The sequence below is a fragment of the Pseudoalteromonas sp. GW168-MNA-CIBAN-0100 genome, assembly GCF_040309225.1.
Taxonomy (GTDB): domain Bacteria; phylum Pseudomonadota; class Gammaproteobacteria; order Enterobacterales; family Alteromonadaceae; genus Pseudoalteromonas; species Pseudoalteromonas arctica.
Genome location: NZ_JBEOOL010000002.1, coordinates 127,150 through 148,452 on the forward strand (window position 1 = coordinate 127,150; position 21,303 = coordinate 148,452).

Genomic DNA, 21,303 nt, shown 5'->3' on the forward strand with positions numbered 1-21,303 from the left:
TTATGTCCTTAGTAACATTGTCTTTAAGCAAGCTATGTATTTATAAACGTTTATATGTGTACTAAGGCTGACTATTTCAAGATTTACCTAAAAAAGTAACTTTTTTTTAAAAACCACTTAAGTGTTTATAGATAACGCACTAAGCAAGCTTTTGTATATTTGTAACTTAGGAGTTTGCTCGCTGTAGGGGCTTATAGCAAGTATTGGAAACGGTAAACGTGCTTTAAGTGAATCAAGGTTTGCTTGGTACTCGTCCATGTTTTTATCTACTTGGTTTGCAATCCAGCCAACGCAGTTTATTCCTATACTTTGCATATGCGCAGCGGTTAGTAATGCATGATTTAAGCAACCTAGCTTCATACCTACAACGAGTATTACCGGCATTTTTTCTGCTTTAACCCAGTCGTATAAATAATCGTTTTTATTAATTGGTAACGCCCAGCCACCAGCGCCTTCGGTAAGTATGTAATTAGCGCCCTGCTGTTTTACATCTTTATAAGCATCACTTAGTTTATCAATAGTAATACTAACCCCAACTTGCTCAGCGGCTATGTGCGGCGCAATAGGTGGCGCAAACGCAAACGGATTTACTACGTCGTATTTAGCGCTCACTGTTGCACTTTCCATTAGTATAAGGGCATCGGCGTTTACTAGTTGATCGAATGCCATTTCGCAGCCAGCAGCAAGAGGCTTAAAACCAATTGCTTGTTTTTTGTGTTGGGCAAGTAACTTTAATAGCAAACTGGTAACGTGGGTTTTTCCGGCATCGGTGTCGGTGCCTGTTATAAAAAATTCTTTCATGCGTTGCCTTTAATGTCTTTGGGCTTATTTAGTGTTTTTGTAATGATAACAGCACCACATGATAAGACACACATGCTTTGTTATTTATAAGCGGATACGCACTGCATACTTTTTGTAGCGCCGATTTAGTAAGTAACCCTTGGCGCGTATTGGTATGATTTTGCGTAGTTGCACCTATAGCTTTAATTGAGGTAATAGCTTTTAAAGGTGTTGTGTATTCATCGGTGTAAATACGCTTTTTTGCGCTGTTAATAGTAAACCCTGCATTTTGGACTGATTGGTTTATAAACAGTTCACTATTAAAGGTATTTATATGGCTGTTAGAATCAAGTGCTGCAAAGGCTGTTTTTATTTCGTTAAGTGAGCCCTCTACCACAGTGCTTATATACGCCTGCCCGCCTGGTTTTAATATGCTGTAAAGTGATTGCATTAAAGTCGAAAAATTAGCAGACCACTGCACTGCAAAGTTACTGTAAATAACATCAACACTGTTTGCTTGCAGCGGTAAGTTATCCATATCGGCGCATATTTTTGGTGCGGTTAAATCACTACTTTGCAGCATGTTTAAGCTCAAATCCATGGCAATAACGCTTGCAAACATACTTTGTAAGGTATGCGTATTAACAAGTGGCCCTGCGCCTAAATCAACACAAAGCTTATTTTTATTAATACCTAGTTTTATGAGTGAAAATAGATCGATCGCAGCATGTTTTTGAACATTTGCATGGGTGTTATAACGCGCTGCCGCCTTTGAAAATTTACTTTGGGTGGACTTTTTAAGCTCCTTGTTTAGCTCTCGACTTGGCTCTCTATTTAACTCGCTACTCACTAGGCACGGTTTTACAAGTTGTGTTTGCACTAGGTCTGTTTTTAATACTGGCTGAGCAGTCATGCTACTGCACCTACTAAATGCTTAACTAAGTGCGTTATGTCTTGCTCGGTATGTGCGGCGGTTAAAGTAATGCGTAAACGTGAGGTGTTATGTGCAACTGTGGGCGGTCTAATTGCAGTGAGCCAAATACCCTGTTGTTTAAGTTTATCTGCCGCTTGCAACGTTTGCTCAGCGCAGCCTAATACAATGGGTTGTATGGCTGTGTTTGATTGCATTACAGCAATATTGTGAGTTTTAGCAAGTTGCTTAAATAATGCAATATTGGCATTTAGCTTATCGCGTTTATCATCAGCTGTTTTTATGCTTTTAATACGCGCAAGTGTGTGGCTTGCCATAAGCGGCGACATAGCAGTTGAATAGGTGTAATCGCGATTAAATTGCAGCATGTAATCAATAAACTGTTTACTGCCTAATACACACGCACCACTACTAGCCACTGCTTTACCAAAGGTAATGACTAATATATCTGGCAGCGTTTGAGTAATAAACGCTTCGCAACTGCCCAAACCGGTTTTACCTAATGCACCAAAGCCGTGTGCGTCATCAATCATCAGCCATGCGTTGTGCTGTTTTGCAAGTGCGAGTAATTCTTTAAGAGGCGCGCTATCGCCATCCATCGAAAACACGCCTTCGCTTATAATAAGCTTGTTTTGCGCTTTTGATTTTTCGAGCCGTGAACGTAAATGATTCATGTCGTTATGATTAAAACGCACTAATGCCGCGTTACAATGCAGAGCACCGTCAATCAAGCTTGCATGATTTAACTTATCTTGAAAAATTGCGCTGTTTTGCGCAGCCGCTTTATCTTGAAACAACGCTTTAATTACGCTGCTATTAGCGCTAAACCCTGAGTTAAATAGCATCCCTGCGCCATAACCAAATTGCTCGCATAAGTATTGTTCGAGCGCTTTTTGCTGCGCCTGATAACCGGTAACCAATGCTGAGCTGTGACTCCCTAACGCGTGGGAGTCATTAAGGTTAACAGCTACATCACCAAAGCCTAAGTAGTCGTTACTGGCAAAGTTAAGGTAGGTTTTATTATTACCCGTTATGGTGCGCGCTGTAGCGTGATGTACTACGTGGCGTTTACGAAGTAACGCATCTTGCAGGCGAGCCTGCAGATGCGTGTTTATAAAATCAAAAGGCATTGATATAAGCCTACGCTTCGTAAAACAATTCAGAGGTTGCTTTGTCGGCTACTTGCGATGAAAGCGAGGCTTCAACTGCTTCGTCTGAATAGTCGTGACGTTTTTCTGGGTTCATGCCTAGTTTTTTAATTAGGTTCATATCGGCATCAGCGTCAGGGTTTTCGGTGGTAAGTAGTTTATCACCATAAAATATTGAGTTAGCGCCTGCAAAAAAGCACATCGACTGCATTTGCTCGTTCATGGCGTTACGCCCTGCCGATAAACGTACATAGCTGTGTGGCATCATAATGCGCGCTGTTGCTATGGTACGTATAAATTCAAAGTGATCTAAATCGTCTACGTTTTCAAGCGGTGTGCCTTTAACTTTAACCAGCATATTAATAGGCACACTTTCTGGCTGTTGTGGCAAATTAGCGAGCTGCATAAGTAGTCCAAAGCGGTCGCTTGCTTGCTCGCCCATACCGACTATTCCGCCTGAGCATACTTTCATACCGGCATCGCGTACGTGGTCAATGGTATTTAACCTATCTTGAAAAGTACGGGTTGATATAATTTGCTCGTAATACTCAGGTGAGGTATCAAGGTTGTGATTGTAGTAATCAAGCCCTGCGTCTCTAAGCTCATGGGCTTTTTCGTTTGTGAGTTTACCTAGCGTCATACAGGTTTCTAACCCTAGCTCTTTTACTTCTTTAACCATTTGCGAAATGTATGGCATATCTCTGTCTTTTGGATCTGACCATGCAGCCCCCATACAAAAACGGGTAGCGCCTTTTTGTTTTGCAAGGCGTGCTTGCTCTACTACTTTTTCTACTTCTATTAAGCGTTCGCGTTCTAAATCTGTTCGGTAATGCCCCGACTGCGGACAGTACTTACAGTCTTCTGGGCAAGCGCCTGTTTTAATTGATAACAACGTAGAAATTTGCACTTCATTGGGATTAAAATTAGCACGGTGAACCGATGCGGCTTTAAACAGTAAATCGTTAAATGGCATTTCAAATAATGCTTTAACTTCAGCGTGGGTCCAATCGTGACGAACAGGTGCAAGTTCCATAATACTCTCTTATTTTTTCTCAGCGGTGATATTGGCTTAGTCTACGAGTTGAAGTACCATTGTCAACGAAGCCCACCAAGTTAAAGTTTACATATGATTAAAAAGAATGCGATTGACCTTAATTTTGATCGTGAGCACATTTGGCATCCATATACGTCTATGACTAAGCCAATTCCGGTATATCCCGTTACACATGCAAATCACAACATTATTCACCTTGAAACTGGCGAGCAATTAATCGATGGCATGGCCTCGTGGTGGAGCGCAATACATGGCTATAACCACCCTGTTATAAATAACGCCATGATTGAGCAAATTAATAATATGAGCCACATTATGTTTGGCGGAATTACGCATAACAGCGCAGTAGAGCTTTGCAAAAAAATAGTAAATATAACGCCGCCGAGTTTAACTAAAGTGTTTTTAGCCGACAGCGGATCGGTAAGTGTTGAAGTAGCGATTAAAATGGCGCTGCAATATTGGTTAAGCCAAGGCATTACAACAAAACAAAAATTAATGACGCCTTACAAGGGCTACCATGGCGACACTTTTGCAGCCATGAGCGTATGCGACCCCGTTAACTCAATGCATAGTTTATATAGCGGCTTTTTACCTGAGCATATATTTGTGCCTGCACCGGTTAGTAAGTTTGGGGGCGAGTTTAACCAGGCAGAAGCACAAGAGCTTGAAGCGTACTTTAAAGCAAACCATAACCAAGTAGCCGCCTTTATCATTGAGCCAATAGTACAAAACGCTGGTGGTATGAACTTTTATCACCCTGATTATTTAGCCTGCGTGCGTAAATTATGCACTCAATATAACGTACTGCTAATTTGCGACGAAATTGCCACAGGCTTTGGCCGTACAGGTAAATTATTTGCTGTAGAGCACGCTAATATAGAGCCCGATATAATGTGTATTGGTAAAGCATTAACTGGCGGATCAATGACGCTCTCGGCCACTATCACTAGCGATAAAATAGCCATTGGCATAAGCGAAGGTGAAGCAGGTGTTTTAATGCACGGCCCTACTTTTATGGGTAATCCGCTTGCCTGTGCAGCGGCCTGTGCAAGTATTGACTTGTTACTTGAGCAAAACTGGCAACATCGAATAAAGCAAATAAACACACAGCTACAACAACTTAATAAATGCAGTGAACTAGATGCGGTTGCCAATGTGCGTACCTTAGGTGCAATAGGTGTTGTTGAACTAAGCGACACTGCGGGCAATGTTGATGTTGCTAAAATTCAGGCTTATTTTGTAGAGCAAGGCGTATGGATACGTCCATTCGGTAAACTAATTTACCTTATGCCACCGTATATAAGTGACGACACCAGTATAAAAACACTGTGTGATGCCATTTATAATGCCATTAAAGGCAAGCATTACGCTTAATAGTCGGTCTCAATAACTAATCCTAATACAGGTTATAGCGCTATTTGCTGTAACCTACCGCTACATTTAGTGTTTTTATCTATTAAGCGAGTTTGTAGTTATTGATCTCGTTAACCATTAGCTATATGATAATGTCTATCATTTACAATTACCTTTTTGGACTTCTTTGCTATGAAATTACTATTTAAACCAGCCAAAACTTTAGGTGCAAGCCTTTTACTAGCCTCGGCGTTTATGGCTCAACCAGTATTAGCTAACGGCCCTATTGGCGAGCATGTTAATCATCTTCAAGAAAACATTAAAAGCTACACCGAAGAAGTAGAATGGATGGTAGGCAAAGTAGATACCATGGTAAGCGACTACGACACTAAAGGCGCAAAAGCCGTAAAAACTGATGATTTAATTGAATATTGGGAATCAGTTAAGTTTCACAGCGCAATAGAAACTAACTTTGTACCAGTATACGCTTCTATTTGGCAGGGCCTTTATGGCGTAAAAATGGCCATTGATAATAAGCAGCCTGCTGAGGAAGTTCGTAAACAACAAAAAGCGATGAACATAGCCTTGTGGCAAGGCCTTGGGGCTGTTAAGCTTGCTGCAAAATTCCAGCAAAAAGGCTTGTTAGACGCTGTAAAAGCAACCGCTACAAAAGAAATGACACAAAGTGCCACAATTGATGAAATTAAGCACAAATTAGACCGTGTAGTAGCTAAATTTGCTGAGCGTTTACAAGACGAAGCAACTGAAATTGTTCACGATACTTATCTACACCTGTTTGAAGGCGTTGAAGGTACACTTATTGAGCAAGACGCTAACCTAGTTGAAGTGCTGGAAAAAGACTTTAACGTAACACTGCCACTAGCAATTAAAAACAGCAAAAGCGTAGATGAAGTACGCGATGTGATCAGTGATATGCAAACAAAATTAGACCGCGCTAAAACGCTTATAGAAAAAGCAGAAAAAGCCCGTAAGGATGTATTTTAAGTGAAGCGTAGGACCTTTATTCAAGGCCTAGCTGCGTTAGGGGTGGTTGGCTCATTGCCACTACCTCTTTCTCGTGCGCTAGCCGCTGATATAGCAAACCCAGTTTCTGTTGACGATTTACCAAAGCTTAAAGGCGAGTTAACCCTTTATTTAGGCCGAGGCGAAGGTGGTTTGTATGAAAACGTATTACAAGCAATCCAGAAAAAAAATCCAGACTTTAAACTCGGTATACGCCGAGGTCCTACTGCTGCTTTAGCGAATACCATTGTTGCAGAAGCTAAAGCCGGTGTTCGCCGCGCTGATTTATTTTGGGCGGTTGATTCAGGCGCGATTGGTTTAGTAACCGATGCTGGCCTTGCACAACCTATCCCAGGTGATTTATCTGCTCAGTTACAACCACAATTTAGATATAAAGAGTGGGCACCTGTAACTGGCCGCATTCGTACATTGCCATATAACACGTCGCGTTTAACTAAAGATCAAATTCCAACAAGTATTATGGAAATTGCCGACAGCGATTTAAGTATTGGTTGGGCACCCGCCTACGCTTCTTTTCAATCGTTTGTAACCGCAATGCGAATTTTAGAAGGCGATGACAAAACCGCTAAGTGGCTTAAAAAGATTCAAAAACGTGCTAAAACATACGCTGGTGAATTAGGTGTTGTTATGGGCGTTGAACGCGGTGAAGTTGATATTGGTTTTGCTAATCATTATTACACATTGCGTTTAAAATCAGGCAAGCCTGATGCTAAGCTTGATTTAGCATTTACACAAAATGATGCTGGCTGTTTAGTTAATGCATCGGGTGTATTAGCACTTAACGATGATCCGCTTGCTACTAACTTTATGCGTTACTTACTAAGTAAAGAAGTACAAGGTTACTTAGCCAGTGAAGCGTACGAAATTCCGTTAGTAAATGGTATTACCCAACCTGAGGGTCTACCATCACTTGCTAATATTTCTCCACCTAAAGTAGATTTAACACAGCTTGCTGATTTACGCCCTACTATAGATTTGATGCGTAGCAGCGGCGTATTGTAATGAGAATACCTGCCTCTTATCCAATGGCGCTGCTTGCAGCGCTTGTTGCGCTTACCCCTGTTTATGTATTAATAGTGCTTGCAAGCGATGCAAGCTCAGTGTTTGACACCCACAATCTTCAAATTTTAGGTAACACGTTATCGTTAATGGGTTTAACGGTACTCGGATCTATTTTAATTGGTGTGCCACTGGCGTTTATTAGCGCGTATGTGCATTTGCCATTTAAAAAACTCTGGCTGGTTGTATTTGCAGCCCCACTGGCAATTCCCAGTTATATTGGCGCGTTTACACTTTATGCTGCTTTTGGCCCCGGTGGCGAAATAAACACCTTAACAGGAATAGAAACCCCATCAATGTATAGCCTAACAGGCGCTGCAATTGTGATGACGCTTTATACTTTCCCGTTTGTAATGATGACAACTCGCTCATCCCTACTAAGCCTTGATGCAAGCATGGTTAATGCTGCACGAACGCTGGGTATGTCGATGACGCAAAGTATATTTAAAGTTATATTACCGCGCGTAGTTAACGGTATTGCAGCAGGCTCTTTGTTAGTCGCCCTTTATACATTATCAGACTTTGGCACGCCCGCAATGATGCGCTTAGATACGTTTACCCGCGTAATTTACGTTGAATACAACGCTTTTGCGTTAGGCCGCGCAGCCATGCTTTCGCTTCAACTGATGGTTATTGTTGGCTTTTTACTTTTAGTTGAATCACAAATAAAAACAGCCCCTGAGCGCCAAGGTCGCCCGTTAATTTTATTCCCAAGCAAACTACAGTTAAGTGCAATATTTATTACGTTTGCACCTGTTTTACTGCTCGCTATTGGCTTGCCTTTGGCTATATTTTCGCTTTGGTTAGCTCGTGATGGTTTTAGCTCATTTGATTTTAATATTGCGTGGAACTCTACGTATGCATCGGGTATTGCGGCAATTGTAGCCGTTATCGTTGCGATCCCCGTTGCACATGCCGCACTGAGTGGAAAAGCGGGTCGTATAATGGAGCGTGTTACTTACTTTGGTTTTGGTATTCCGGGTATAGTAATGGGCACAGCGCTTGTTTACGGTGGTTTGCAGTTACCGTTTTTATATCAAACACTGGGATTGCTTATTATTGCTTATATGCTGCGATTTTTACCACTTGCTGTGGGCTCTGTTAGAACAAGCACCGAACACTTAGACCCAAGCTTAGTAAAGTCTGCGCGCGTATTAGGGGCAAGCCCACGTGAAGTATTTACTCGTATAACACTGCCTTTAACAATGCGCGGTATTATTGCCGGTGCAGCACTGGTGTTTTTAGAGTCAATGCGCGAACTAGAAGCCACGCTATTACTTGGCCCAACAGGGTTTGAAACCCTCTCTACCTATTTATGGCGTGTATACGAAGCAGGCTATTTTGGTCGCGCTGCTATTCCTGGATTATTGTTAGTAGTGATATCTGCCTGCGGGTTAGCTATTATGATGTCTGGCGAAAAACGCAACCAGTTTGAACATTAAGGATTTAAGAAACAATGCTATCTGTAAGTCAGTTGTCTATAGATTATGGCAGTAACCGCGTAGTAAGCGATTTAAACTTATCGCTAGGTGAAAACGAAATCCTTATGCTTGTAGGGCCAACAGGTTGTGGTAAAAGTACAATTTTACAAGCCCTTGCTGGCCTTATACCTATTAGCGAAGGCGAAATAAACACGGGTAAATGGCGCGCTACACCCAAATTAACAATACCTCCTGAAAAACGCAGTGTAGGTATGGTGTTTCAAGATTTTGCGTTATTTCCGCACTTAACCGTACAGCAAAACATTTGCTTTAGATTAAAAGATACAGCCCCTGCTGAGTATTGGATAAACCTACTTGGACTGAGCGATTTTAGAGATAAAAAACCAGCAACACTTTCTGGCGGACAAAAGCAACGTGTAGCACTTGCGCGCACCCTAGCCCACCAACCTGACTTTGTTTTGCTTGATGAACCGCTTTCAAACTTAGATGCCGCCCTTAAAGACATGCTTCGTTGGGATATTAGAAACGCACTTAAAGCCGCTGGCGTGCCTGCGATTTGGGTAACACACGACCAAGAAGAAGCACTCTCAGTTGGCGACCGCGTTGGTGTGCTTAAAGGCGGCAAAATTCAGCAAATCGATACACCCGAGCGCTGCTTTAGTACCCCAAACAATCGCTTTGTGGCACGTTTTTTAGGTGAAGCTAGCTTTATTAGCGGCCAATTTAGCCAAGGACAAGCCACTACCTCAATTGGTAATGCGCCAGCTCATGGCGTTGACTGTGAAAGTGGCGACGTTGATGTACTACTTCGACCAGACGATGTGTTACTTGTACAAAGCAGTGTTGGCAATAACGGCGAAGTAATTTGGGTACGTTTTGAAGGTGGCAGCCGCTTGTGCGCTGTAAAACTTGCGTGCTCTACTGTTGTAACTAGTCGAGTAAGCCATGAAGTTGTGGTAAACCCTGGCGACGAAGTGCATGTATCACTAAGTACCTCGCACCCACTAGCGGTTTATAAACAAGAAGCTTAACTACTTTTTTACTTACATAAACCAAAAAGCCCATATATATGGGCTTTTTAATAGGTATTGCTATGTATGTTACTAACTAAATTCGAAGCACTACCACTCAAACATGTAGGCCATTTTGCTTATTGTTTTAAGCGGGACATTATGCGAGTTACGTTTAGCATATAAGTGCTGCATTGATTTGTCTTTCACTTCACCCACTATCACTTCTTTTACTTGATAACCTAAAGCAACAGCAGCTTGAGTGTAAGCTATAAATTCCCACTTTTTAATATTGGTGTTATCTACAATTACCAATGGCATACCTTGAGCAAGTGCATTTATAAAGCGCGCTAAATTTAAATTATGAAATTGCGACAATTTAAATTTATCGAAATGATATTCGCCCTGCTCATTAATAAAGTAATCATCAGTTGAGCAGATTAGGTATTGGCTTTCGTCAACTCCACCTAATTCGTCAGCAAGGCTTTGCGCGTAGTAAGACTTACCGCTTCCTGGTAGTCCTCGTAAAATAAAAACTTGTTTCATAGCATCGATTTTTTAAGTGTGAATAAATAGTAATTTGATTTGTTTGTTAATAATGCCACAAAATCATTAAATTTAAGAGCAACAAATCATAATAGTAGCAATTAAACTCTAAAAACTGTTTAAAAATAAACCGCATGCATAAAAACTTTTAAAGAGTTGCCCACAATAGTTTTTTTATTCAACTTTACTAGGTAAGATACAGGGTTCAAGTGCAGCGCCGTTTATGTGCAATTTATGCCCGAGTGCTGCGCACAGTTAAAATAAAATAGTTAGGCAACTTATATCATTGGAGTGAAGATGAGCCATTTAGCGATTTCAGAGCTATTAAAAGGCAATGTTGCGGTAGACAGCCAAGTAACAATTAAGGGCTGGATCCGTACTCGCCGCGATTCAAAAGCAGGAATTTCATTTTTAGCCGTTCATGACGGTTCGTGTTTTGATCCTATTCAAGCGGTAGTTCCTAATTCACTGAATAATTATGATGAAGTTACTAGCTTAACAGCCGGTTGTTCTGTGTCGGTTACTGGTGTTTTAGTACAATCTGCTGGTCAAGGTCAATCTTACGAAATTCAAGCTAATACAGTGACTGTATTAGGTTGGGTAGAGAACCCAGATTCATACCCAATGTCGGCAAAGCGCCACAGCATTGAGTACTTACGTGAGCACGCTCACCTTCGCCCTCGTACAAATATGATTGGCGCGGTAACTCGTGTACGTAACTGTTTAGCACAAGCTATTCACCGTTTTTACCACGAGCAAGGCTTTTACTGGATCAGCACGCCAATTATTACGGCAAGTGACTGTGAAGGCGCTGGCGAAATGTTCCGTGTGTCTACGCTTGATATGCAAAACTTACCGCTTACAGACAAAGGCGAAGTTGATTACAGCGAAGATTTCTTCGGTAAAGAAGCATTCCTTACTGTATCTGGCCAGTTAAATGGCGAAACTTACGCGTCTGCAATGTCAAAAATTTACACGTTTGGCCCAACATTCCGTGCAGAGAATTCAAATACATCTCGTCACCTTGCAGAATTTTGGATGGTAGAGCCTGAAGTTGCGTTTGCTGATTTAGAAGACATCGCAAAACTTGCTGAAAATATGCTTAAGTATGTGTTTAAAGCCGTACTTGAAGAGCGCCGTGATGACATGGAATTTTTTGCACAACGTGTAGAAAAAACTGCAATTACGCGTTTGGAAGAATTTGTAGAAAAAGACTTCGCGCAGGTAAATTACACTGAAGCAGTAGAAATCCTTAAAAACTGTGGTAAAAAGTTTGAGTACGCTGTTGAATGGGGTGTAGATTTACAGTCTGAGCACGAGCGATACTTAGCTGAAGAGCACTTTAAAGCACCGGTAGTTATTAAAAACTACCCACGTGACATTAAAGCATTCTACATGCGCCAAAACGAAGACGGTAAGACCGTTGCCGCAATGGACATTGTAGCACCAGGTATTGGTGAGATCATTGGTGGTTCACAACGTGAAGAACGCCTTGATGTACTTGATGCACGCTTAGAAGAAATGGGCTTAAACAAAGAAGATTACAGCTGGTACCGCGATCTACGTAAATACGGTAGCGTGCCGCACTCAGGCTTTGGTTTAGGCTTTGAACGCTTAGTTGCTTATGTAACAGGTATGGGCAACGTACGTGACGTTATTGCCTTCCCTCGTACTAAAGGCAGCGCAACTTACTAATACTAAGTTAGCCGTTTATAAATACTAAAAACCACCCAATTGGCTGGTTTTTTTGTGTCTTTAATTTACCGAATAAAAAAGCCGCAGCACTCAAAGAGCACCACGGCTTTCAACCAGAATAAGTTTGTTTATTTAAAGGCTATAAAGCACTCTCTAACTGTGGCAGTACTTCAAACAAATCAGCCACTAAACCGTAATCTGCAACTTGAAAAATAGGTGCGTCAGGGTCTTTATTAATCGCGACGATTACTTTTGAGTCTTTCATACCGGCTAAATGCTGAATAGCACCGCTAATCCCTACTGCAATGTATAAATTAGGCGCTACAATTTTACCTGTTTGCCCTACTTGCATGTCGTTAGGTACAAAGCCTGCATCAACCGCTGCGCGCGACGCACCAATGGCTGCTCCCAATTTATCGGCAATACCATTAAGTAGTGCAAAGTTTTCACCGTTTTGCATACCGCGACCACCCGATATAACGACAGTGGCGGCCGTAAGTTCAGGACGTTCTGATTCGGTTTGTTCAACACTTACAAAGCTACTTAATTGCGAATCAGACACTGTATCAATGCTTGTTATAGCAGCAGCTGATTGCTCACCTTGTAAATCAAAGCTACTGGCACGTACGGTAATTACTTTTTTACTGTCGAGTGATTTAACCGTTGCGATTGCATTACCTGCATAAATTGGACGTTTAAATGTATCGGCGTCCACTACTGCGATAATTTCAGAAATTTGCGCAACATCTAATAACGCAGCAACACGTGGCATAAAGTTTTTACCTGTTGTAGTAGCACTTGCAACAATGTGGCTGTAGGTGTCGCTAAGCGATAAAACTAAATCGGTCATGCTCTCAGCTAACTGATGTTCATAAACGCTATTATCGGCAACTAAAACATTAGCTACGCCATCAATGCTGGCCACTTGTGAGCTCATTGCGCTTAGGCTGTTACCTGCAATAAGCACATCAACAGGAAAACCCATTTTTACTGCAGCGTTAATAGTTTTTGAGGTTTCTGGTTTTAAAGCACCGTTGTCGTGCTCTGCAATTACGAGTGTTTTCATTTAAATCACCTTTGCCTCTGTTTTTAATTTTTCTACAAGCTGTGCAACGTCTTCAACAATAATTCCTGCGGTACGTTTAGCTGGCTCTTCTACACTTATTAATTGAATACGCGGTGTTAAATCAACACCAAGCGAATCAGCTGCTATTACTTCAAGCGGCTTACGTTTGGCTTTCATAATATTTGGCAGTGATGCGTAACGAGGCTCGTTTAAGCGTAAATCAGTTGTAACAACCGCCGGTAAATTAAGTGCTACCGTTTGCAGCCCGCCATCAACTTCGCGGGTCACGTTTACTTTGCCATTTTCAATAACAACCTTGGATGCAAATGTACCCTGCCCACGTTTAGTTAAAGCCGCTAGCATTTGACCTGTCTGGTTATTATCTGAGTCAATTGACTGTTTACCTAAAATTACAAGCTCAGGAGATTCTTGCTCTACAATTTTAGCGAGTAGCTTTGCAATATGGAGTGACTCGAGCTTTTCATCGGTTTCGATGTGAATGGCTTTGTCGGCACCCAGTGCTAATGCTGTGCGTAATTGCTCTTGCGATGCTTTAGGACCAATAGTAACAGCAACAACTTCATTGGCTGTACCGGCTTCTTTAAGGCGAATGGCTTCTTCTATAGCAATTTCACAAAACGGGTTCATTGCCATTTTAACGTTGGTTAAATCAACGTCGCTGTTATCACTTTTAACGCGTGCTTTTACGTTGTAATCAATCACTCTTTTTATTGGTACGAGAACTTTCATAGGAACTCCATAATTATTTAAACCTACAAGGTAACGTGCACGTCAACCTATTTATTTTATGAAATTAGACTACTTCCTGTTGACGTAAACGTCAACCTAAAATAACCTTTAACTATTCACAGTCTGTAACGTTTAATTTGCAAGGTTAAAAATAGGCTGTACACCTTATTTAAATGCGTAGTAAACATTCGAATAAGTCCGTCATAGATAAAGAGGTTATTATGGTCGAACGTGAAACCATGGAATTTGATGTAGTAATTGTTGGCGCTGGCCCTGCGGGGCTTTCAAGTGCAATTAAACTCGCGCAATTAGCACAAGAAAAACAACAAGAGTGCATGATTTGCGTAGTCGAAAAAGGTTCCGAAGTAGGCGCACATGTACTCTCTGGTGCTGTTTTTGAAACCAAAGCTTTGGATGAGCTACTACCAAATTGGCAAGAGCTTGGCGCACCGGTTACAACCAAAGTAACTAACGATGAAATTTATTGGTTTAATAACGAGCAAAAAGCGACATCAATCCCCCACTTTGCTACGCCAAAAACATTTCATAATGACGGTAACTACATTGTATCTATGGGTAATGTATGTCGATGGCTTGCTGAGCAAGCTGAAAGCTTAGGCGTAGAGATTTTTCCAGGGTTTAGTGCTCACTCTTTAATAATTGAAGATAAAGCAGTAAAAGGCATTATTACTGGTGATATGGGTGTCGACAAAGACGGTAATGAAAAAGACGGTTACATGCCTGGCATGGAGCTTCGTGCAAAATACACTATATTTGCAGAAGGCTGCCGAGGTCACTTAGGTAAGCAGCTAATTAATGAGTTTGCACTTGATGCAGATTCATCGCCGCAGCATTACGGTTTAGGCTTTAAAGAAATTTGGCAAATTGATGAAAGTAAGCATGAGCTTGGCAAAGTTGTTCATGGTACAGGTTGGCCACTTAGCGGCGATACTAATGGTGGTGCATTCATGTATCACAGTGAAAACAACCAAGTCGTTGTAGGTTTAATTGTTGACTTAAATTACTCAAACCCACATTTAAGCCCGTTCGATGAGTTTCAGCGAATGAAGCACCATCCAGTATTTAAAAACGTACTTGAAGGCGCAGAACGCATTGCTTACGGTGCGCGTGCTATTGCTAAGGGCGGTTTACATTCATTACCAAAAATGCATTTTGCAGGTGGCTTACTTGTAGGGTGCGATGCAGGCACACTTAATTTTGCAAAAATTAAAGGTAATCACACTGCAATGAAATCGGGAATGGTTGCCGCTGAAGTTATTTTTGAAGCATTGCAAAATGAGTTGGCAAATACCGATTTAACTCATTATCAAACTGCGTTTGAGCAATCGTGGGCATATAAAGAGTTATATCAATCTCGTAACTTTGGCCCTGCAATGCACAAGCTCGGTAAGTTTGTAGGTGGTGCGTATAACACGCTTGATCAAAATATTTTCAATGGCGGTTTACCGTTTACATTTAAAGATAATACGCCCGATCACTCTACCCTTGTTGATGCTAACGCCGCTGACAAAATAGCGTACCCAAAGCCAGATGGACACCTTAGCTTTGATAAACTCTCAAGTGTGTTTTTATCAAATACTAACCACGAAGAATCACAGCCGTGTCATTTAAAGCTCAAAGATGCGTCAATTCCTATTAACGTGAACCTAGTGAAATTTGATGAACCTGCACAGCGTTATTGCCCTGCTGGCGTTTACGAAGTACAAGAAATAGCAGGCAATAAAGAGTTTGTTATTAACGCTCAAAACTGTGTGCATTGTAAAACCTGCGATATTAAAGACCCAAGCCAAAACATTACCTGGGTAACTCCAGAAGGTGCTGGTGGGCCAAACTACCCAAATATGTAACTAAATTATGCGTTATATACACATATAGTCACTTTTTTTACATATAAATTATAAACATATCCTAAATTGCAGGGGCTTCGGCCCCTTTTTTACGTTATGCTAATAGTAGTTTTAATAATAAGAGTGTTATCTATGCCGTCGTCAAAAGTTGTTTTTCGTTTTTTAGCAGAGCCTACCGATGTTAATTTTGGTGGTAAAGTTCATGGTGGGGCCGTCATGAAATGGATTGACCAAGCAGGCTATGCATGTGCTGCGGGTTGGAGTGGTCACTACTGCGTAACGGTTTCGGTTGCGGGTGTTAAATTTAGACGCCCAATTTTAGTGGGTCAAATAGTCGAAGTAGAAGCTAAAATTGCCCATACGGGTAGAAGTAGCATGCAAATATTTATACAAGTGCGTTGTGGCGATCCAAAAACACAAAATATGGTTGAAACAAATCATTGTGTTATCAGCTTTATTGCAATGGATGAAACGGGCTACCCTATAGAAGTGCCTTCGTTTAAAGCTGTAACAGAAGAAGATATTAAATTAGAAAATTACGCTATAAAAATGAAAGAAATAGCAATTGAAACAGAAAACTTGCTTCATACAGTGTAATTACTAGTTTAAATAATTCAGGCTATGTAAAAAACTCATTATACTTTGTAAAACATACAACTTATTTTAGAGTACTCAATTACACAAAAGTTCACTTTGATTATAAAACACGCTAAATACCGTAAAAACCAATACAAAAGAATTAATTAAGGCGTGTTTTTAATTCATTTTAATATTGGCACGCTCGCTGCAAGTAGATAATTGAAGTTTGATTAATGAAATCAAGCATTTGATTATTTTTTGTAAAGGAGCTATTCAATGATTAAAACACTTTCTCTTTCAGCTATTGCACTAGCAACACTGGGTTTTAACTCTGCAGCACACGCTGACATTTCTGATTTCGATTCTCCACGTATTTATACTGGTATCGGTTACGGTCAATATTCTTTTGAATTTGAAGACAGTGACAACGACACTGACTTTGACGACGATGCACAAATGCTTAAGGGTTACGTTGGTGCACAATTTAACGAGTACTTAAGCTTAGAGCTTGCTTATCAAAACTTTGATGAAGTAAGTGATATAGACAGCAAAGCTGAAATTGATGGCGTATCGCTTGCCGCACGTTTGGGCTACCCTATAACAGAAAGCTTTTCTGTGTATGCAAAAGGCGGTTGGCTTGAATGGGATGCAGATTACACACAAGATTTACCAGTAGGTGGCGTATCAGCGTCTACAGATGGTGGTGATGCATTTTACGGCGCTGGTATTGAATACGCGCTTACAACAAATGTACAGTTTCGTTTAGAGTACGAACGCTATAAACTTGATGACGATATTGACCCAGATATGGATGTAGCGTCTGTATCAGTTCAATACATGTTTTAATTAGTCTTTAGCATGTATAAAAGGTAAGCCCAAGGGCTTACCTTTTTTGTTTTAGGCTCTTTTTAAATATATTAATATAAACCAATCAGTCTAATAAACAGCTTTAAACCGTTTGGTCTATAATGCCAAGTGCATTAAATAATTGTTCTATTGTAGCACTAAGAAAATAGCGCAATAACAAGGCAAAATTATAATATATAGTTGTTATCACAAATTGCTCCCTGCATTGCTCTACCTCCTGCACCCATGCAGTCAACTATGAATAATTCCTAACAAAGTAAGTGCGCTATTTAATGCAGTAGAATAATAATATTTTTAATAAAATTGGTATACGCAATAAACTTGCTTACATTAATGCCATAAATGCTAAATGCGGGTAGAATAGCGCTCTATTTTATTTGTACCCGAGTACTATGAGCGATTACACCATTTCGGCTATTGGCCACATTCAATCTCCTTATAAACAAAAGTTTGCTATACCTAGGCAACCACGTTTAGTGCCACAAGCTAAAGCAAAGCTTATATTTGCCCCCGATTTTAATCGCGAAGAGTTTGTACGTGGTTTAGATGAATTTACTCATATTTGGTTGTTATTTCGTTTTCATGAAACAGCTGATAAAGGTTATTCTGCTATGGTGCGCCCGCCTCGTTTGGGTGGCAATGAGCGAAAAGGTGTATTTGCGACCCGTGCTACATTCAGACCAAACGCAATTGGAATGAGCGCCGTAAAACTTGAAGGTATTGAATATAAAAACGGACAACTTAGCTTATTACTCGCTGGCATTGATTTACTTGATGGCACACCGATTATTGACATAAAACCGTATTTGCCGTATTCAGACTCTATGCCGGATGCAAGTGCTGGCTTTGCTGACACGCGCCCAGAAACACAAATGACGGTTGAATTTAGCCCTCAAGCAATTGAGTTTGTTAATGCGCAAACACAATACCCAGATTTACATGATTTTATTGCCAATGTTTTAAAACAAGATCCCCGCCCTGCATATAAAAAACAAAAAGACGGCGAGCAGAGCTATGGTATGACTCTGTATAATTATAATATTCGCTGGCAAGTCAATGGCGAGCATAACGTAGTAACAAGCATAGAAAAAAACTAAATAACTCAGTTAGCGCTTTAGTGTAAAAGCATCCGCTGGTAAACTTAAGCTCTATTAAAAGAATATAATTACTCTATTTCGGAAAAAACATGCGTACAAGCCAATATATACTCGCAACACTTAAAGAAACGCCATCAGATGCTGAAATCGTATCGCATCAGTTAATGCTTAGAGCCGGTATGATCCGTCGCGTCGCTTCGGGTTTATACACTTGGTTACCCTCTGGTTTACGCGTGCTACGTAAAGTAGAAAACATTGTACGTGAAGAGATGGACAAAGCGGGTGCAATTGAAATGCTAATGCCTGTTATTCAACCTGCTGATTTGTGGGAAGAGTCTGGCCGTTGGAATGAATTTGGTCCTGAGCTTATGCGCTTTACAGACCGTCATAACCGTACATTTGCACTTGGCCCAACACACGAAGAAGTAATAACTGATTTCGTACGTAAAGAAATAAGCAGCTACAAGCAATTACCAGTTACTTTATACCAAGTACAAACTAAAGTACGCGACGAACGTCGTCCTCGTTTTGGTGTAATGCGTGCTCGTGAATTTACAATGAAAGATGCCTACTCTTTTCACTTAAGTGAAGAGTGTTTAGATGCGACTTATCAAGCGATGCACAAAGCATATTGTAATATTTTTGAGCGTTTAGGCCTTGATTACCGCCCTGTTATAGCCGATACAGGCTCTATTGGTGGTAGCGTATCGCACGAGTTTCATGTACTTGCTGAGTCGGGCGAAGATGCAATTGCATTTAGTGATGCCAGTGATTACGCCGCTAATATTGAAAAAGCAGAAGCACTGGCACCAAGCGAGCCTCGCCCTGAAGCATCAAAAGAGCTTAAAGCGTTTCCAACTCCTGACGCTAAAACGATTAACGAGCTTAAAAAACACTACGGTGTTAAGCCACATCGCGGTGTTAAAACGTTAATTGTTTATGGTACGCCTGATGAAAACGAAGTACGCGGTTTAGTAGCCTTAGTACTGCGTGGCGATCACGAATTAAATGAACTAAAAGCTGAAAAGCACCCATTAGTAGACTCTCCGCTTGAAATGGCAACAGAGGCAGATATTGTTGCTGCTATTGGCGCAAAACCTGGCTCATTAGGCCCTGTCGGCTTATCTATGCCTATTATTGTTGATAGAGCAGCTAACATACTTGCTGATTTTGTTGCCGGTGCAAATAAAGACGACGAGCATTACAGCGGTATTAACTGGGATCGTGACGTAACTGATTACGAAGTTGCTGATATTCGTAATATTGTTGAAGGCGATATGAGCCCATGTGGCCAAGGCGTTTTACAAATTAAACGTGGTATTGAAGTAGGTCATATTTTCCAACTTGGCACTAAATACTCAGAAGCGATGAAAGCGGGTGTATTAAACGAAGGTGGTAAAAACCAAACCATGACTATGGGTTGTTACGGTATTGGTGTTTCACGTATTGTTGCTGCTGCTATTGAGCAGAACAACGATCAATACGGGATCATTTGGCCAAAATCAATCGCGCCATTCGATTTAGCAATTGTTCCAATGAACATGCACAAATCGCATCGTATTCCTGATATTGCAAATAACCTTTACCAAGGTTTAAAAGATGCTGGTCTTGATGTGTTATTTGATGACCGTAAAGAGCGCCCTGGTGTTATGTTTAACGATATGGAACTAATTGGTGTGCCATTTACGCTAGTAATTGGTGAGCGTAACCTTGACGAAAACAAAGTTGAGCTTAAAAACCGCCGTACAGGTGAAAAGCTAATGATTGATATCGATACAGCAATTGATGCAATTAAAGCAGCCGTTAAAGGTTAAGCTAAAAATACTTATAAGTAATTTTAAAACCGCTTTTTAAAAGCGGTTTTTTTATACCTAAATTTTATGTGTGTTATTTGGCTTTAGTATTACTGTCGTATAATTGTCATTTTTATTCCCTAAAGTATTTAACCTGAACTCTGGATAATAAATCTATCTCGAGCAGCTATTTTCAGCGCTAACTGCGTTGAATTTACTTGCAATAGGCTCGCTATTGACGCGTAAATTCGCCTTGTTTTCACTGAAAATCTCTGGCTAGAGAAAATAAATTTAAATATCACCATGATTCAATACCTTAGTAAATCTCTTAACCAGAGTTCAGGTTATTTAACTATTACACTCGATACTTTAGGGAATGAAAATGAGTAATGGCGCAAACACTAAGAAGCAACACTACCCTACTATTTGGATATCTGATGTTCATTTAGGTTACAAAGACTGTAAAGCAGATTACTTACTCGATTTTTTAAACTCGGTAGAATCCGATACACTTTATTTAGTGGGTGATATTATTGATTTATGGTCAATGAAACGTCAGTTTTATTGGCACCCTTCGCATTATCAAGTATTAAACTCTATACAAAAAAAAGCAGCTAGCGGTACACGCGTCATTTATATTCCCGGTAATCATGACGAAACGTTTAGAAACTATATAAATCAAACGTTATTTGGTATTGAAATCCACCAGCAGTTTATTCACACCACTAAAGCTAATAAACGTTTTTTACTCGTACACGGTGATGATTTTGATTCCGCGACACGCTATAACAAACTTATTAGTATCGCGGGTGATGCAGGGTACGACTTTTTATTATTTTTAAACCGCTGGACCAATCGTATTCGAAAGCTATTTGGTGGTAATTACTACTCGCTTGCATCATGGATAAAAGCTCGCGTACACAAAGCACGTGAAGCGATTAAAGCCTTCGAAGATGCCGCAATTCATGAAGCTAAAAAACAAAACGTAGACGGTATTATTTGTGGACACATTCATCATCCCAAAATAAAAGTAGATGACGGAATTATGTATTGTAACGATGGAGACTGGATTGAGAGTTGTACGGCGCTGGTAGAGCAGCAAGATGGAAAAATTGAATTACTACATTGGTCAGACACACAAACCGTACTCGATAGCGCCGACATAACAAAGTTAAATATATCAACGGATGCTAAACCAAAAGAATCAGCTGCATAAGCAGC

General features: G+C 40.6%; 19 protein-coding genes. 12 read left to right on the forward strand and 7 right to left on the reverse strand.

The genetic code is table 11. From position 1 onward, the window contains the following. Window positions 1-117 precede the first annotated feature (117 nt). From bioD to bioB, 4 genes are read right to left on the reverse strand one after another with little or no spacing between them, the layout of a single operon-like run. The gene (bioD, locus tag AAEY62_RS01735) at window positions 118-801 is read right to left on the reverse strand and encodes a dethiobiotin synthase (protein WP_350634505.1); all 684 of its coding nucleotides are present in this window, start codon (window positions 799-801) and stop codon (window positions 118-120) included. Window positions 802-829: 28 nt separating this feature from the next. Beyond that, a complete protein-coding gene (locus AAEY62_RS01740; protein ID WP_350634506.1) occupies window positions 830-1,693 on the reverse strand; it encodes a methyltransferase domain-containing protein in 864 nt (287 codons plus the stop codon). Then, entirely contained in the window at window positions 1,690-2,841 is a 1,152-nt protein-coding gene (locus tag AAEY62_RS01745; RefSeq protein WP_350634507.1) for an aminotransferase class I/II-fold pyridoxal phosphate-dependent enzyme, read from the reverse strand. The genes AAEY62_RS01740 and AAEY62_RS01745 overlap by 4 nt, the downstream gene beginning before the upstream one ends. 10 nt (window positions 2,842-2,851) lie before the next feature. Continuing rightward, the gene (gene bioB / locus AAEY62_RS01750) at window positions 2,852-3,892 is read right to left on the reverse strand and encodes a biotin synthase BioB (RefSeq protein WP_002961242.1); all 1,041 of its coding nucleotides are present in this window, start codon (window positions 3,890-3,892) and stop codon (window positions 2,852-2,854) included. A 93-nt stretch (window positions 3,893-3,985) separates the two neighbouring features. Here bioB and bioA point away from each other — a divergent pair, with 93 nt between their 5' ends. From bioA to AAEY62_RS01775, 5 genes are all read left to right on the forward strand, one after another. Continuing rightward, window positions 3,986-5,287, forward strand: coding sequence for an adenosylmethionine--8-amino-7-oxononanoate transaminase (gene bioA, locus AAEY62_RS01755; protein WP_350634508.1), 1,302 nt, complete (start codon window positions 3,986-3,988; stop codon window positions 5,285-5,287). Window positions 5,288-5,458: 171 nt separating this feature from the next. Beyond that, window positions 5,459-6,271 (forward strand): hypothetical protein, encoded by an 813-nt coding sequence (locus tag AAEY62_RS01760; protein ID WP_350634509.1) that lies wholly within the window; start codon window positions 5,459-5,461, stop codon window positions 6,269-6,271. After that, window positions 6,272-7,312 carry an extracellular solute-binding protein gene (locus AAEY62_RS01765; protein WP_096793161.1) on the forward strand — a complete coding sequence of 347 codons (1,041 nt, stop codon included), beginning with the start codon at window positions 6,272-6,274 and terminating at the stop codon, window positions 7,310-7,312. Further along, a complete protein-coding gene (locus AAEY62_RS01770) occupies window positions 7,312-8,811 on the forward strand; it encodes an ABC transporter permease (protein WP_350634510.1) in 1,500 nt (499 codons plus the stop codon). Before AAEY62_RS01765 ends, AAEY62_RS01770 begins: the two co-directional genes overlap by 1 nt. Before the next feature lie 14 nt (window positions 8,812-8,825). Beyond that, entirely contained in the window at window positions 8,826-9,842 is a 1,017-nt protein-coding gene (locus tag AAEY62_RS01775) for an ABC transporter ATP-binding protein (protein ID WP_101216640.1), read from the forward strand. A gap of 90 nt (window positions 9,843-9,932) precedes the next feature. Here the strand turns inward: AAEY62_RS01775 and AAEY62_RS01780 are convergent, their stop codons facing one another. Continuing rightward, a complete protein-coding gene (locus AAEY62_RS01780; protein ID WP_007586798.1) occupies window positions 9,933-10,367 on the reverse strand; it encodes an ATP-binding protein in 435 nt (144 codons plus the stop codon). Between the two features lie 297 nt (window positions 10,368-10,664). On the opposite strand from AAEY62_RS01780, the gene asnS reads away from it, so the two are divergent. Next, entirely contained in the window at window positions 10,665-12,062 is a 1,398-nt protein-coding gene (gene asnS, locus AAEY62_RS01785) for an asparagine--tRNA ligase (RefSeq protein WP_010552735.1), read from the forward strand. 139 nt (window positions 12,063-12,201) lie between these two features. Here the strand turns inward: asnS and AAEY62_RS01790 are convergent, their stop codons facing one another. Together AAEY62_RS01790 and AAEY62_RS01795 are read right to left on the reverse strand one after the other, a co-directional pair. Further along, window positions 12,202-13,128 carry an electron transfer flavoprotein subunit alpha/FixB family protein gene (locus tag AAEY62_RS01790; RefSeq protein ID WP_197117701.1) on the reverse strand — a complete coding sequence of 309 codons (927 nt, stop codon included), beginning with the start codon at window positions 13,126-13,128 and terminating at the stop codon, window positions 12,202-12,204. Next, window positions 13,129-13,878, reverse strand: coding sequence for an electron transfer flavoprotein subunit beta/FixA family protein (locus AAEY62_RS01795; RefSeq protein WP_024607107.1), 750 nt, complete (start codon window positions 13,876-13,878; stop codon window positions 13,129-13,131). A 221-nt stretch (window positions 13,879-14,099) separates the two neighbouring features. On the opposite strand from AAEY62_RS01795, the gene AAEY62_RS01800 reads away from it, so the two are divergent. The 6 genes from AAEY62_RS01800 (at window position 14,100) to AAEY62_RS01825 (ending at window position 21,298) form a co-directional block, all read left to right on the forward strand. After that, a complete protein-coding gene (locus tag AAEY62_RS01800; RefSeq protein ID WP_024607108.1) occupies window positions 14,100-15,746 on the forward strand; it encodes an electron transfer flavoprotein-ubiquinone oxidoreductase in 1,647 nt (548 codons plus the stop codon). Window positions 15,747-15,878: 132 nt separating this feature from the next. Continuing rightward, window positions 15,879-16,343 (forward strand): acyl-CoA thioesterase, encoded by a 465-nt coding sequence (locus AAEY62_RS01805; protein ID WP_007586808.1) that lies wholly within the window; start codon window positions 15,879-15,881, stop codon window positions 16,341-16,343. A gap of 258 nt (window positions 16,344-16,601) precedes the next feature. After that, window positions 16,602-17,171 (forward strand): outer membrane beta-barrel protein, encoded by a 570-nt coding sequence (locus AAEY62_RS01810; protein ID WP_007586810.1) that lies wholly within the window; start codon window positions 16,602-16,604, stop codon window positions 17,169-17,171. A 413-nt stretch (window positions 17,172-17,584) separates the two neighbouring features. Beyond that, entirely contained in the window at window positions 17,585-18,289 is a 705-nt protein-coding gene (gene tsaA / locus AAEY62_RS01815) for a tRNA (N6-threonylcarbamoyladenosine(37)-N6)-methyltransferase TrmO (protein ID WP_007586811.1), read from the forward strand. 89 nt (window positions 18,290-18,378) lie between these two features. Continuing rightward, complete coding sequence (locus tag AAEY62_RS01820; RefSeq protein ID WP_350634511.1) at window positions 18,379-20,103, forward strand: proline--tRNA ligase; 1,725 nt, start codon at window positions 18,379-18,381, stop codon at window positions 20,101-20,103. Window positions 20,104-20,464: 361 nt separating this feature from the next. Continuing rightward, complete coding sequence (locus AAEY62_RS01825) at window positions 20,465-21,298, forward strand: UDP-2,3-diacylglucosamine diphosphatase (RefSeq protein WP_350634512.1); 834 nt, start codon at window positions 20,465-20,467, stop codon at window positions 21,296-21,298. The last annotated feature ends 5 nt before the right edge of the window (window positions 21,299-21,303 follow it).

Bases quoted from the DNA above. Each gene is read 5' to 3' on its own strand.
- bioD (WP_350634505.1), bottom strand. From the start codon at position 801: ATGAAAGAATTTTTTATAACAGGCACCGACACCGATGCCGGAAAAACC.
- AAEY62_RS01740 (WP_350634506.1), bottom strand. From the start codon at position 1,693: ATGACTGCTCAGCCAGTATTAAAAACAGACCTAGTGCAAACACAACTT.
- AAEY62_RS01745 (WP_350634507.1), bottom strand. From the start codon at position 2,841: ATGCCTTTTGATTTTATAAACACGCATCTGCAGGCTCGCCTGCAAGAT.
- bioB (WP_002961242.1), bottom strand. From the start codon at position 3,892: ATGGAACTTGCACCTGTTCGTCACGATTGGACCCACGCTGAAGTTAAA.
- bioA (WP_350634508.1), top strand. From the start codon at position 3,986: ATGATTAAAAAGAATGCGATTGACCTTAATTTTGATCGTGAGCACATT.
- AAEY62_RS01760 (WP_350634509.1), top strand. From the start codon at position 5,459: ATGAAATTACTATTTAAACCAGCCAAAACTTTAGGTGCAAGCCTTTTA.
- AAEY62_RS01770 (WP_350634510.1), top strand. From the start codon at position 7,312: ATGAGAATACCTGCCTCTTATCCAATGGCGCTGCTTGCAGCGCTTGTT.
- AAEY62_RS01775 (WP_101216640.1), top strand. From the start codon at position 8,826: ATGCTATCTGTAAGTCAGTTGTCTATAGATTATGGCAGTAACCGCGTA.
- AAEY62_RS01780 (WP_007586798.1), bottom strand. From the start codon at position 10,367: ATGAAACAAGTTTTTATTTTACGAGGACTACCAGGAAGCGGTAAGTCT.
- asnS (WP_010552735.1), top strand. From the start codon at position 10,665: ATGAGCCATTTAGCGATTTCAGAGCTATTAAAAGGCAATGTTGCGGTA.
- AAEY62_RS01790 (WP_197117701.1), bottom strand. From the start codon at position 13,128: ATGAAAACACTCGTAATTGCAGAGCACGACAACGGTGCTTTAAAACCA.
- AAEY62_RS01795 (WP_024607107.1), bottom strand. From the start codon at position 13,878: ATGAAAGTTCTCGTACCAATAAAAAGAGTGATTGATTACAACGTAAAA.
- AAEY62_RS01800 (WP_024607108.1), top strand. From the start codon at position 14,100: ATGGTCGAACGTGAAACCATGGAATTTGATGTAGTAATTGTTGGCGCT.
- AAEY62_RS01805 (WP_007586808.1), top strand. From the start codon at position 15,879: ATGCCGTCGTCAAAAGTTGTTTTTCGTTTTTTAGCAGAGCCTACCGAT.
- AAEY62_RS01810 (WP_007586810.1), top strand. From the start codon at position 16,602: ATGATTAAAACACTTTCTCTTTCAGCTATTGCACTAGCAACACTGGGT.
- tsaA (WP_007586811.1), top strand. From the start codon at position 17,585: ATGAGCGATTACACCATTTCGGCTATTGGCCACATTCAATCTCCTTAT.
- AAEY62_RS01820 (WP_350634511.1), top strand. From the start codon at position 18,379: ATGCGTACAAGCCAATATATACTCGCAACACTTAAAGAAACGCCATCA.
- AAEY62_RS01825 (WP_350634512.1), top strand. From the start codon at position 20,465: ATGAGTAATGGCGCAAACACTAAGAAGCAACACTACCCTACTATTTGG.